14 protein-coding genes and 1 pseudogene are annotated in these 11,908 nt (G+C 62.9%); 10 read left to right on the top strand and 5 right to left on the bottom strand.

Translation table 11 applies throughout. The features are described from left to right. The 6 genes and pseudogenes from ACYVO7_RS25435 to ACYVO7_RS25460 all read left to right on the top strand — a co-directional run. Window positions 1-343, top strand: a 343-nt coding sequence (locus ACYVO7_RS25435) for a lipocalin-like domain-containing protein (RefSeq protein WP_460452559.1), incomplete at its 5' end; no start/stop codon positions are given. A gap of 1,511 nt (window positions 344-1,854) precedes the next feature. Then, window positions 1,855-2,091, top strand: coding sequence for a hypothetical protein (locus ACYVO7_RS25440; RefSeq protein WP_460452560.1), 237 nt, complete (start codon window positions 1,855-1,857; stop codon window positions 2,089-2,091). A gap of 10 nt (window positions 2,092-2,101) precedes the next feature. Continuing rightward, window positions 2,102-2,356: a hypothetical protein gene (locus ACYVO7_RS25445; protein WP_460452561.1), complete on the top strand. Its 255-nt coding sequence runs from the start codon at window positions 2,102-2,104 to the stop codon at window positions 2,354-2,356. A 557-nt stretch (window positions 2,357-2,913) separates the two neighbouring features. Next, entirely contained in the window at window positions 2,914-3,348 is a 435-nt protein-coding gene (locus ACYVO7_RS25450) for a response regulator (RefSeq protein ID WP_460452562.1), read from the top strand. 47 nt (window positions 3,349-3,395) lie between these two features. Continuing rightward, window positions 3,396-3,855 (top strand): annotated as a pseudogene (locus tag ACYVO7_RS25455) (Ros/MucR family transcriptional regulator). A 406-nt stretch (window positions 3,856-4,261) separates the two neighbouring features. Next, window positions 4,262-4,411: a hypothetical protein gene (locus ACYVO7_RS25460; protein WP_460452563.1), complete on the top strand. Its 150-nt coding sequence runs from the start codon at window positions 4,262-4,264 to the stop codon at window positions 4,409-4,411. 12 nt (window positions 4,412-4,423) lie between these two features. On the opposite strand, the gene ACYVO7_RS25465 is transcribed toward ACYVO7_RS25460, so the two are convergent. Both ACYVO7_RS25465 and ACYVO7_RS25470 read right to left on the bottom strand, forming a co-directional pair. Beyond that, window positions 4,424-4,636 (bottom strand): hypothetical protein, encoded by a 213-nt coding sequence (locus ACYVO7_RS25465; RefSeq protein ID WP_460452564.1) that lies wholly within the window; start codon window positions 4,634-4,636, stop codon window positions 4,424-4,426. 214 nt (window positions 4,637-4,850) lie between these two features. Beyond that, complete coding sequence (locus ACYVO7_RS25470) at window positions 4,851-5,228, bottom strand: response regulator (protein WP_460452565.1); 378 nt, start codon at window positions 5,226-5,228, stop codon at window positions 4,851-4,853. An 847-nt stretch (window positions 5,229-6,075) separates the two neighbouring features. Between ACYVO7_RS25470 and ACYVO7_RS25475 the strand changes: the two genes are divergently transcribed. Continuing rightward, entirely contained in the window at window positions 6,076-6,441 is a 366-nt protein-coding gene (locus ACYVO7_RS25475) for a response regulator (RefSeq protein WP_460452566.1), read from the top strand. 1,595 nt (window positions 6,442-8,036) lie between these two features. Here ACYVO7_RS25475 and ACYVO7_RS25480 read toward each other — a convergent pair. Continuing rightward, the gene (locus ACYVO7_RS25480; RefSeq protein ID WP_460452567.1) at window positions 8,037-8,237 is read right to left on the bottom strand and encodes a hypothetical protein; all 201 of its coding nucleotides are present in this window, start codon (window positions 8,235-8,237) and stop codon (window positions 8,037-8,039) included. A 63-nt stretch (window positions 8,238-8,300) separates the two neighbouring features. On the opposite strand from ACYVO7_RS25480, the gene ACYVO7_RS25485 reads away from it, so the two are divergent. From ACYVO7_RS25485 to ACYVO7_RS25495, 3 genes are all read left to right on the top strand, one after another. Next, on the top strand, window positions 8,301-8,480 hold the full coding sequence (locus tag ACYVO7_RS25485; protein WP_460452568.1) for a hypothetical protein: 180 nt from the start codon (window positions 8,301-8,303) through the stop codon (window positions 8,478-8,480). Between the two features lie 236 nt (window positions 8,481-8,716). After that, window positions 8,717-8,902 (top strand): hypothetical protein, encoded by a 186-nt coding sequence (locus ACYVO7_RS25490; RefSeq protein WP_460452569.1) that lies wholly within the window; start codon window positions 8,717-8,719, stop codon window positions 8,900-8,902. A gap of 453 nt (window positions 8,903-9,355) precedes the next feature. After that, a complete protein-coding gene (locus tag ACYVO7_RS25495; protein ID WP_460452570.1) occupies window positions 9,356-9,667 on the top strand; it encodes a hypothetical protein in 312 nt (103 codons plus the stop codon). A 532-nt stretch (window positions 9,668-10,199) separates the two neighbouring features. On the opposite strand, the gene ACYVO7_RS25500 is transcribed toward ACYVO7_RS25495, so the two are convergent. Together ACYVO7_RS25500 and ACYVO7_RS25505 are read right to left on the bottom strand one after the other, a co-directional pair. Continuing rightward, entirely contained in the window at window positions 10,200-11,177 is a 978-nt protein-coding gene (locus ACYVO7_RS25500; protein ID WP_460452571.1) for a DUF1259 domain-containing protein, read from the bottom strand. A 69-nt stretch (window positions 11,178-11,246) separates the two neighbouring features. Further along, on the bottom strand, window positions 11,247-11,618 hold the full coding sequence (locus ACYVO7_RS25505; protein WP_460452572.1) for a hypothetical protein: 372 nt from the start codon (window positions 11,616-11,618) through the stop codon (window positions 11,247-11,249). Window positions 11,619-11,908 lie beyond the last annotated feature (290 nt).

Consider the following 11,908-nt stretch of genomic DNA (forward strand, 5'->3'; position numbering starts at 1 on the left):
CCCACAACTGCAGGGAGCAGTGACTTATACCGCGGATGGGCATTTCCACTTCATCACAGTGCCGGTTGATCTGCCCAAAATCGCGTCAGGCGACCGGCTGAAACCTACTCCAGAAGAAGCCCAGGCTATCGCCACTGGAGTGATCGCTTACACAGGGACTTACACCCTCGACGAAAGCACCAAGACTGTTCACCCGACTGTAGTATCGAGTACTTTTTCGAACATGGTTGGTTCGGATCAGAGTCGGGTCATCACGTCGGTTACGGCCGACGAATTGCGATTGACGAATCCAGGTGGATCGGGAGGTTTGATTCTCGAACTGGTGTTCAAGCGCGCGAAATGAAAGCGCCTCATTATCAATACGGCCTACAGAGTCCCATCCCGAGCCTTCCCCTCCGCGGTTGCGAACGCACGGCCGGACCAAACACATCCGCTGCGGGGCTTCTCGGACAGAACTGATTGATCCACTCTGCTCTTTTCGTCGCTCGGGTGCTGGTTCCAGCGGCTATGCAAAGCCGCGCTCCGGGATCAGCGCCTGCTCAGACCCAATCGTCAGCCAGCCTTGGCGCCCTTCGGCGGACGGCCCCTTTTCGCCTTCGGGGCGGGCGCCTCAACGTACGAAGTGCCGCGGAGAGCATCGGGTGACTAACCTGAGATGAACGAAGGAGCGGGATATGGCCGTCTGGTGCGACATCGTCATTGAGAACACCGGGCGGTACGGCGAAGTGGTGCTGGGGGTCGACCCTGTTTTGTGCCCGCGCCCGCCGTGGTGATCTGTAGAACGCCTCATGCACCTGCACATCGAACGCGAGGATATGGCTGCAGAAGTAAGCGAGAACCTCGTGCTCGACGAGACCGTCCCAGAAGTCTCGTGCGTGTTCCGGGCCGATTTGGCGTTCATAGTCGCCGGAATAGCCGTTCACCGGAAACACCGGGTGGTGGCCGACCACGACCTTGTGGCGCGCGTCGGAGTACTCGCGAAGCACCTGCCTCAGCTATATCGTCTCGACATGGCCTTCTCCGCCGAGAAGCCCATCGCATTGCTGAGGGGATCGAGTATCTCCACCTTGTCCCAGGCCGCGATCGACAGCGCTGGAAATCGCTGTCAAGTCATCGACCTGACCCTGCTCTTTGGACAGGTCCGCCTACAGTTCGTCGTATCGGGGTTTGGCGGTTCGAGGGCGTGGCCGCGCCCGCCGGCGTCGCTACGGCGCAAACGTTGTTGTCGATTCATTGGGCCGAGGCAACGCGTTGGCCCCGCTCTGGATCGGTCTCACGGGCCCGGAGCAACGACTGACGGTGATCATAGTTCCAGATGCGAGGCGGTCACCGCACACGTGGCAAGGTCCCGCTTTCGCCGCCAATCAGCCGTTCACCTTCGACCTGGCGATCCACACCGGCATGGGTCGTGGCGACGTGATCATGCGGACGTGGGCTGACGAGCGACGCTCCACGCTCAACGGATCGTCGCCCTGGGGCGCGGAGCGGCTGCCTTGGCCTGAAAGATGGAGCGTGGGGCACGGCCAAGCCGGCCCTCACGATCGGCCCTTCCGCGGCAAGTTTCCTGCCACGGCAATCAAGGCTATCGTCGACCTCTGATCTCTGCCGCATTGCCGCCCATACTCGGCCGAAGGCCGGTCGCCGCAAGAGATTACCACCAGGGCAACAACGACGTGCGCCGGCGTGGCGCAGGCGCCTGTGTCATGCAGGCGCTTTGCGACCTGGAGCGCCTGTGCCCAGTGGACCTCCTTTGCCTTCCATTTTGGGTTGATGAAGTCCGAGAAGAAGCGCATTTTCAGCACGGGGCGGAAATCCCCCTAAAAGACAACATTGCTGCCTTTACGGAGACGCGACATGGCTCATCCCCATATGGCGGCCGGTTCTGCTTGTGTTGTTCTTGTAACAGCGGCACTTGGAATCGGCTCAGTCGGTGCGCATGCGGATCAGAATGCGTTCCGCTGCCAATTATCTTTGTCCGATGAAACGGATCTCTCGACCAGCACCTGTCTTTACTTAACCGTCGACGAAACGGACTGGGATGAATACGGGGCCGCGCCCCGGATCGACCTCTACGAACCCGAGATCGAGTAGGAGGAGAGCGATGCTCCGGACAATCTTGTCAGCTTCGGCGATTGTGCTGTCCTCGTCGCTTAGCTTCGCGGCTGGCACCACCCTCTGTGCCGGCCCGGTCGTGATGATAGGGCCTGATGACACCGTGGGTCAGATCTGCCAGTTCAAGACCTTCGACGACAGCGAAGATGCGATTCACTACAGCCAAATCCCCGACCATGTCGGAACCCAGATCGGCGATCCCGAGAAGGACACCTACGCGCTGATGGCGGTGTCCGACCCGTAAAGGCTGCTCAGGGCTGGCCCGCCACCTGCATCCGAGAAGATCGGAGCGGCGCGGCACGATTGCGGGAAACTGGTCGTACGATGCGCCCATGGCGGCCAGGATCTCGTCATTGTGAAAACGCAAGGCGTCAAAACTCGGCAAACCAGCTTGCGCGTTTCCATGTCTCTGTATGATGAGTGAACATACGTTCATCAACCGGCTACGTCGGTACTCATCATGCCGCCCCGAGATGCGCTCGACACTACTGGTCTGTCCGTCAGGGATGCACAGTACGCCCTTGACCTCTTTCAGGCGCAGGCCGAGGTTTTCTATGAGGATCGGCCGAACTCCACGCTATGGGTGGCCTTCGACATGCGCCAGCTTCACGCCCGTCTACAGAGAAAACTGAGGGCAGCACGGGATCCGGCCTCAATAGCCACCCTCGTCGCCATGAGCGCCGAGCTGAACCGACGCGGCTTCTAAGCCGCCGCCTCCGAAACGTGATCTTTCACTTTTTGCGCCTTCATCGGCTCAGGCGGCGGGTAACGCCAGCCGTTCCGAAGCCGAGGGAGCAACGCATGCAAATTGACGAAGTCTCAAAGCCAAACCTGGCCGAGCGTGCTGGACCGGTCTTGTTAGTGGACGACAGCGCCGTCATGCGCAGGCTTGTAGGGGGCATTCTGTGGTCCTTGGGGTTGCACCACATCGAGATGGCCGAGAATGCGCAAGACGCCTTCGAGCGCATCAGGAGCGCCAAGTACGGGGCCGTGATCTGTGACGTCGTCATGGGCGACATCGACGGCCTTCAACTCGCAGCCATGTGCCACGAGGCGGGCATTCCAACGCCATTTATCATGATCACCGCCAGCTCTGACCCCGCCCTGGAAACTCGAGCACGGGGCAAGGTGGCTGGCTACTTGCTCAAGCCGTTTGGCCGAGAACAGGTTGCTGCGATCCTCGACCAGGCGCTGCCGCACTCGCCTTGGCAAAGTGCTGCGACGAAGGGCGCTTGAAATTCTATGTTCCTGGGCAATAGCTCTGCGGAGCATAGGAGCCAGGGATGACTGAGCATCCTCCAGCCACCCTTGATTTCGTCGCGGACATTGTCTCCGCGTACCTCGCCCATAACTCAGTTTCGCACGGCGAGATACCGGCGCTCATCGCCAGCGTGCACCGTGCGCTGACAACTGTGGCGGGCGGCCAAGCAGAGGTTTCTCAAGTCGAGCAAGCCGGCCGTTCCGATTAAGAGGTCAGTGACGCCGGACGCTATCATCTGTCTCGAAGACGGCCAGAGCTTCAAGTCTCTCAAGCGCCACTTGATGACCAAGTACGGCATGAGTCCGGCCGATTACCGAGCCAAGTGGGGGCTGCCGAACGACTACCCAATGGTGGCGCCGAACTATACCGCGGCGCGCTCTGAGCTGGCGAGGAGCATGGGCCTGGGTCGAAAACCCGCGCCGCCCGCGCCCGCCCCGAAAGCGAAGCGGGGCCGCCGGCCGAAAGCTGCCAAGGCAGCCTGAGCACACACACTCTTTGGGGGATTCAGCCGCAAGGGCAGGTCACCCAAGCCAAAGCGGCCTGGCTTGCAGCGGCGCTGGCTGCAGCTCGCCCGAAATCCGCGACGACCATCCTGAAGGATCTCTATTCGCCAAGCCCCTGTCGTCGAACCGGCCTCGCACCGACGGGCGCCGCACAAAAAAACCCCGCCTGGGCGGGGCTGAGGTGCCCTTGGGGTGCGCTCGGAGGGAACTGAGCACCCCACCTTAGCCTCGCTCGATCCGACGCCGCCATAGGCCGCCAGGTCTAGGAAGTGCGGCAAGCACAGGCACTCATCCGTTGGGACGGCCGAGTTGTGGCTAACCGGAGCTTGACCGTTGCGGGTTCGCCAGAATCAGGCGCACCGTCGAGCTATCGACGGAGGTCGCCATGCGCACCATCCACGCCGCCAAGCAGCCTCCTGTTTCAATTCGATTGCGCCGCCAGCCGTCCCTAGGCTGGGGCGAGGCTCACATGCGGGTCCTGCTCGCAGGCTTGTTGCTGATCGCGCTGGGATTGGCGTTGGGTGGGCTCAGCTGACCCGCAAAGCGCTTATGTGGGCTTGGCTGATGAGCCGGCCCGCTCGGCGCTTGCACCCTCGCGGGCGGCCCTGAGCGCGCGCAGGCGTTCGGTCTTTTCGCGCATTTGGGCTGACTCTTTGGCCAGTTGATCGAGCACGGCCTGGTCGGCGGCGCGGCGCTTTTCCGCCTTGCTCTCAAGGCGTTCAAGGATGGCTTGACCGTGTTTGCCCTTCCAACTGCTCATCCCACGCTCCGTCTGGTGAAAACGCGAACTTGGCATGAGAGTTGCGGCTCTGACGCGAGCGAGCGACACCACGGACACAATGGAGGCCACGCTGCACAAATCACGAACACTGCGATCTATGAAAACTGACGTGGATCAATTCACCGGGACAAAGGGAGAATCATTACATAATCCCAAGGTAAGGCGTCCCGTGCTCGCGAGGTGTGGCTCCGGATCAGCGCGACGCCACTCCGTCCAGTTCGCGCCCAATCATCTGAGCCAAGTCGCGTCCCTCTACAGGTTTCAGCATCACCGGCCCGTGGGCCTGGGCAAATTCAATAAACTCTTCGAATGCAGTGATGAAGAGGACGGGCAACCCAGTCCGTCTTGCCCGGGCCATCAAAGCCAGCGAAACCCCGTGGGGGCTGTCTTTCCCCAGCACCACATCCGTCACCAAGACATCAAAGGGCAGTGGGCCGTCCAGCAGCTCAATAGCCTCAAACGAGCTTCCAGTAGCCGTAACGTTGTAGCCCTTGCTGCCAAGGAACTTCTCGAAGGCGTAGCGGAGATGGGGGTCATCCTCGACGAGGAGGATAGAACGCGATGCTACCATTAGGCAGCTAGGCACACGTGGTCGCTAAAGGTCAAGCTGTCGGCTATTGCACCCGCTCGCGGCGCGCGATTCCGGCTATTTACATCAGCTCCTTGCGGCTGGGGTGGATCCACCCGGATCGTCGTCAGGCGACGCAAGGTCCAGAATAAGCTCGATCTGTCGGCGGGCTTCTTTGAGGAACTCTCGCACTTCCTCCAGGGTCTCTGCTTGGTCAACGCGGTCCAGCAAACTCAGGACCTCGTCGCCTAGGAATTGTATGCGCCCTTGAAGCGACTGCACGTCATCAAACATCGTCCTTTTCGCCCTCGGCCGGAGCGACTAGCGTTTCAATGAGTTGCCGCCGAGGGCGGTTCCCGCAAGTTACAAAGCGCGCACGTAATTTGGACACTTCGGCTTAAGCCAGTGCGGCGATCGTCCCGATCGATATGGGCTGTCCCGGCGCGTGGAGATAATGCCCTCGAAACCGAGCTTGCAGGCATGGCGAAGCAGGACCTCCCCGTCGTCCATCGCCTCTCCGAACGCAACGCCGTCGACGGGCTCAGCCTCGACCAACTTCCGCAGTTCGGCCCGGCGCTCGTCTAGCGGCGGGGGCGGAGATCCTGGCCATCCAACTCGAGGAGATCGAACGCCATCAGGATCGCATGGGTGGCGCCAGTCTTCGACCGCAGCGCGTGGAAGTCGTCACAGCCGTCCGGCAGCTGGATTACAGCCTCACCGTCCAGCACGCAGGAGTCACAGGGAAGCTCAAGGCACCTTGGGCGAAGCCGCATTGATTTCTTTGTAAGCCGGCGCATTCTCTCCGGGGCTCACTTTAATGAGCCTGGAGGATGGAGCCCAGGAGAGATCCATGCCTTCCAACAAGCCGCTCGTCCTCGTCGCCGAGGACAGCGCCATCATTGGGGATGCGCTGATCGACAACCTGGAAGAGGTCGGTTTCGCGGTCGCCGGGCCGTTCGACAGACACTGCGACGCGGAGGAGTGGCTACAAAGCGCTCAGCCCGACTGCGCCGTGCTCGACGCCAGGCTCAAGGATGGCGACTGCACGGCATTGGCCGCCGAGCTGGTCCGCCGCAACATTCCCGTGGTCGTGTTCTCCGGCTTCCAGCGGCAGGCGTGTCCCGTGCAGATCCCCGCGACGGTGTGGTTGGAGAAACCGGCGTCGCTCGAGGCTCTGGCCGCCGCCATCCGGGCGGTGACCGCGAAGGCTTCTTAGCCTCTCTGATCTGCACCGCACGATGTTGCATTGCAGCACTTGCCTCGCTGCGCCGCACACCCTAGCCTCCCGGGTGTGGCCAGCGATGGCCATAGCCCTCCTTGGGCGTTTCCTCCCTAGACTTGGGGCCGCTCTTCGGGGCGGCCCTCTTTATGTCCAGAGGCGCACAGTCCTACACGGGTAGTTCGCGGTTGCCTACACGGGTGGTTCGCGGTTGGCCACTCGGGGCAGTGGGGCGAATGGGAACCTTTCGACCCCGATTGCGTCGACCTCTGGCAGCTTGAGCTTGTTGAAGACCATTCGGGGCCGCAATGAGCGAAAACTCGGTCGAGACGCTCAGGGCGTTATGGGATGAGCTACACACTCGCCTGAAAGCGGAGAGCGCCGACTATCGGACCTTGCTCGCCCTAGAAGCGGACATGCGCACGAGGGATGGCGCTGAGACATCGCCCGCGCTGGTCGCAGGAGACGGGCGAGGGTCGGCCCTAGACCTCGCTGTTCGGGTGACCCGGGCCGACGCCGTCGAGCGGATCTTGCAGGTCAGGGGCGAGCCCCTCGCCACCGATGAGCTGATGGCCTTGCTGCCCGCCTTTGGCGCACCCACGGGATCACGGGGTTCTCTTTCGTCCAGCCTGTCGCAGGCGCCGCAATTCGTCAGCATCCGCTACGGCAACCGATGGTGCTGGTGGCTCGCTGGCCGACGAGTGCGGCCTGAAGGCGCACAAACGGACCAGCTCACACCGGGAACGACGCGGCCCAGCCGCTGGCGTCAGATGCGGTCCCGCCGCACGCACAAGTGAGCTTCACTCCGGGTCGGCGCGACGCACTGCACGCGCATACAGGCCAGCCGCCGCATCCAACAAAACTCTGTGGCTTGGAAGTTCGGGATGAAGCCGAATGAACTCAGCAACCCGTGCCCCAAACGCAGCGGGGTCCAGAGCACCATACTGCCCGACAAGTTCGCGAGCGATCGCCTGCGCCCATTCCGGAGCATCGTCAAAGCTTGATGGCATTGCACATCTCTGGGGGGCCTGATTATTAAACCACCTGTCTAACGGTCCCCCCGGCCTTTTTGTGCCATGCAGCGCGGGTTGCAAAGGCGTCTCCAAGCGCCGGGACAGCCGGTACACGTCGGGTCGGTCCCGAAGTGCCCGGGCTACATGCGCGATGGTGAGCGGTAACCAGCACCGGCGCGTAGGGGTTGTGGCAACCGACACGTAGGTCTGACACCGCCGGTGTCTTCGGCTTCCTGATGCCTTTCGCAGCGTCCGTCAGTGTGAGCCGGAGAGCCGGCTGCCCCCCGCCGCGAGCAGGTCGCGCGCCGATCAGGCCATGGCGGAGTTGGCGAAGGTCACAAAGCGCCTCTTAGAGCTGGAGCGCCGCCGAGCACGGCCGTGGTGGCGTCGGCTGGTCGGATGAGATCGCCCCTAAAGAAAGGCCGCCGCCAAGGCTGGGCCGGGACGGCGGCAAGTCAGATGAAGCGTAGGTTCTTTCATCCTACAGCTTTGGCGCTGTTCTGCAAATTTTCCCCTACTACAGCTGGAACGCCGCCGGTCTCGCCCGTGGTGGCGTCGGCTGGCCGGGTGAACCACCGGTCAGGCCATGAATGGCGGCGGCGATCGCGCCATCGCGCGCCGGCTTCTCCAACCACATGTCAGCGGCGAGTCCTGCCGCAGATCGGCCCGGTGTTCGGCGGCCAGCGCGTCGAGGCGCGCGACCTCGGCCTTCAGCGTCTCGATGTGGGCGGTCAGAGCAGCCCGATCGTCCGGTCGATAACCACCGGTCACATTGGACATTTGTAATGTGGTTCTGCGCCAGGTGAGCGCATTCTTTGTTCTTCTCTGCAGAAGGGGGACGTCATGCGCAATGAAGCCGCCGCATCCACCATCCTGTTCCCGACCGTAACTGAAGGTGCTGTCAGCGACACCGCAGTGGTGAGCGGGTTCTTCCCGGTCCTGCTTTACACAACAGTGGGCCTCGCCTTGAGCGTAGCCCTTCTCTTCAGCGGGCTCCTGACTGTGCCATTGGAGACTTGGTGACCTCTCCATCGGGAGGCGCTTCGCACGCCCCCGTCTAAGTCCGTTCTCCTGCCGCGCCAGCGACGGCCCTGGCTACGAGCTGATCCGGCGCGGCGTCCCACTCCGCAATTCGACAAGGAGCGGCGCGGGGGTTCGGCTGGTCTGTCCTGCCGAAAGAATTTCTCGCCGTATGACATTCGATACATCGGGCCCCACTCGGTGGCTGCATTAGTCGGACATCCGAAAAGGAGCGCCCCATGCGCCTCGAACTCGCCATTCCCGGAACGGCCGCCTCCCTGGGCGTCGTCATCGTCGCGCTTTCAGCCCTGGTGGGATCGCTCCTTCTCCTGCGGGTCACCCCATCGTCGGGGTTTGTCCCCCATACGGCTTGCCAACTGGCCAGCACCATCGATCTTGGAGCCGTGTGCTGGGCCCCTGAATGAGGGCAAGCCAGCTCAGCGCTCCGGCCGAGTGATGTCCCTGAAGGTATGGTGTCCTCCGGCCCTTGGGCTCGCCGAGTATGGAGGTCAGTACGTGACGCACGTCACACCGAGGCGTGTGTGGCTCGGTTAAGGTGATTGGCACGCCAGACACGCTGTCCTGACCCGGAGCTGGTCATGTCTCACAGATGGACCGAGCGCGACACGAGCAGCAACGAAACCATCCCGGATCCTCGCGATCCCTTCTTTCAGCGGGATCTCAGGCGCATGCGCTTTCGAGCCATCGCGCAGAGCCTGACCGCATCCACCGTCAGGGCGCGAATATGGGCCGCCGACCTGTTGGTGAGCAGCGGAGAGCGTCTGCGCCCTAGGCCAGCGCCCGATCGCGAACGCCCGGGTCCGCTCCGGTCCGTCTAGTCCTCTTGGGGGGCTCGATGACACCTTGGAGCGCTACTCATGGTCTTCGCCGAGTTTGTCGTGGGCGCGTTCGCGGCATGTAATGCAGCACGGATTGTGGCCTATGTTCCCCAAATCCTCAGGATCGTAAAAGATCCGGAGGGAGCCAAGGCCGTGTCCTTAGGGACCTGGGGCCTTTTCGCCGGATCCAATGTGACCACCGTCGCCTATGCGCTGACCATTGTGGAGGACCTGCGGATGGCGGCGGTGTTCTCTGTCAACGCGGCAGCATGCGTGACAATCTTTTGCCTGACCGTAGCCAGACGCAGACAGCGGGCGACTTCTGGCCGACGGTGCCGTAGCGACATCTGAGCTCGAACACGGGGCAGTCCGGTCGGATTTTTCCTGTGGCTCGTGCTCGATTGAGAGGCAGTGGTACGATTAGCTGAAGGTCGGGACGGCGCACCGCAAACCGTCTCAATGGCATTCGATCTACTCGAGTTGAATGGCGGGGATCTCCGCTCGTTGCCCCTGTCCGCGCGCGGAGCAGTTCGGCGGCGCCCCGGACTGGGGGAAACCATGGACGGGGTTGCCTATGTCAATGAGACCTAGGAGGACGGCGGGGCCCTGTTCCTCACGCTTGCGCAAGGGGTTTTCCAATAATTGGGACACCCCCGACTGATCGCGGTGGTCGTAGACCTGGTTAGAACCGAAGTGCCCGGGCTATGTGCGCCAGGGCTCTGCATGACCGATTAAACTGATATGTCCGGGCCGGATTGGGCCGGGCGACCGCTCAGAGGAACGATGAGCCCGCGTGTTCCTTGAACACGTTCGCTCCACGAATGCGGATGGCGGTCAGGGCAGAGATCGACCCGGAACAGGTCCAACCTCTATTTGCGGAGGGTCATTCGGAGGACGTGCCGCACTTGGCGACCTCATCCTTGCTGTGCGCGGCCTGGTTCGCGAGGACGTCCTTGCACCCCGGCGCCATGCTCTTCTTTGGCTCGGTGCCGGCGACCTTGACCTGATCGAGCGCGGCGCGCAGCCCCTGCACGACCTTGCCGGCGTCGTCGTTAGCCCAAAAATGCATGAAGAACATGCGCGGCTCGTCATCGAGCATGTGGTTATGCAAGGCAGTGACTTCGATGTGCGCCGCCCGCAGAACCTTCAGCACGGGGTTCACCTCGTCCGCGGTCAGAACGAAGTCCCCGGTAGTCGCTATCTTCCCGTCCCCGGTCGGCTGCATGTTGATGGCGATCGCCGACCCCATGGCCTCCGGCACCTCCATGCCAGCGTCCTTCACCGGATCGCCGCGCGGGATGGAGAACTGGAGCACGCCGCCATTGGCCTTGCCCGGGCGCCCCAGCGCCTTCTCGATCGCAGGCTGGTCGATGTCCAGCGCCTGCTCGGCTGCCGGCGCAGCGGGGCCGAGCGGCGTCTTACTCACGGCCAGGCCATCGTGCAGCAGCGTCGCCAGCTTCACCGGGTCGCCATGGCCAGACACGTGCATGTAGAGCGTGAACGGCTCGGACCGCAGCAGATGGTTGTGAACGGCCGTGATGGCGACGCCGCCGTCGCTGAGCCGCTTCATCACCGGATTGATCTCCTCCTGGGTCAGCACCAAGTCGCCCATCACCATGGCTTCGTCCCCCATGGGGCGGAACGCCAGCCAGGATCCCAGCGCCAGAGCCGGCTTGATCTCCACGCCGTCGAGGCGGACCTTGAGGTCCGACCGGGGCAGGCCGATGCGGTAGACCTCGCCTTGCATGGCGCCCTCGCGACCAAGCGCCTGGCCGACGGCCTTCCAGTCAGGGGGCGCGCTGAAGGCTGCGGTCGCGTCGAAGATCGCAAGCGAGGCGAAGAGAGCGATGGAAATGCGCATTAGGGTTTCCTCCTGGTTTCCCCCTACATGCCCCGCTAGCTGTGGCCAGCGGGGCGACACCGACTGGCTTTAGCTGCGCTTGGCGGACGTCTGGAGCACCCCTTCCTCATGGATGTCGAAGCCGGGCTCGCGGAGCTGGACGTTTTTCTCGGCCCGCCAGACCTCGTAGCAGCGCTCCTGCTCCGCCGGTCGCGTTAGGCAGAGCCGATCCTTCTGCTGGCGCCAGGACCCAGTCATCGGCTTTCCCATGGCGACGGAGTTCAGTCGGCCTCCACGTTCGAACACGTAGGCCCAATGCACCTCGTCGGTGAACTCCATGCCCGGAACAGCCCGGGCGATTTCGCCAGCGCCTAGCTTTCGGTACGGCTCCTGACCGCCCGCTCCGGCAACGAACAAGAGGCAACCGGCGACGGCCAACACCAGCGAGAAGAGCTGGCTCATGCGACAGTCCGGATCTCCACGCGATCCAAGCGCGTGATGCTGTCCGCCTTGGTCCATAGCGCCACCCGGCCCTCTACGCCGAAAGCCGCGTCATGGGCATTGACCACCTCCCGGCTCGCCGGATGAGCGGCCAGGGTCGCCATCAAGGCGAGACACTCGGCTCTCATCGCAGCGCCCCCGCGAAGTACAGCGCCACCCCGGCGGCGGAGCAGGCCGCCAGCGTCGGGATCATCCCGACCTTGAACCGGAACATGGCCACGATCGCCGCGATGGAGAGCGCCAGCGCCCAC

This window comes from Alsobacter sp. SYSU BS001988, from assembly GCF_054796215.1.